Below are 419 nucleotides of genomic sequence, written 5' to 3' on the forward strand. Positions count from 1 at the left end.
GGGCAGTACGTTCACGGAATGGATTTCGCCGAGCTTGGCGGCGGCGGCGGCGCGCACGGCCGCGTCCGGCGAGTTCAGCTCCAGGCGGGCCAGGGCCTCGCGCAGCAGATGGCGCACGGATTTGTCCTTCTCGGTATCCAGCGAAGCGCGCAGCAGGGCGGCCTGTTCCGGATCCCCGGATTCGCCCACGGAGAGCGCGGCGGCGCGGCGCTTGGACTTGTCAGGGCTATGCAGGTCCATGGCGGTGAGCACCGGTTGGATAAGGGTGCGTACCTCGCGGTCGGTTTCCACCTCGACGAGATCGACCAGCTTGGCGAAGACGGGTTTGCCGGTTTCGTCCGGCAGGGGTCCGTAGGGGTAGGCATTGAAGAGCGGCACCCAGGTTTCGTTGTCGCGTTCCTCTTCGGTCCCGCCGGCCA

1 protein-coding gene is annotated in these 419 nt (G+C 67.5%); it reads right to left on the reverse strand.

Annotated features, from left to right (window positions below; all coding sequences use genetic code 11):
• Window positions 1-419: HEAT repeat domain-containing protein (locus tag I6F37_RS41745; protein WP_225154633.1), on the reverse strand; the 419-nt coding region annotated here is incomplete at both ends.

Origin of the sequence: Bradyrhizobium sp. NBAIM08 (assembly GCF_020193935.1) — a bacterium.
Taxonomy (GTDB): Bacteria; Pseudomonadota; Alphaproteobacteria; order Rhizobiales; family Xanthobacteraceae; genus Bradyrhizobium; species Bradyrhizobium yuanmingense.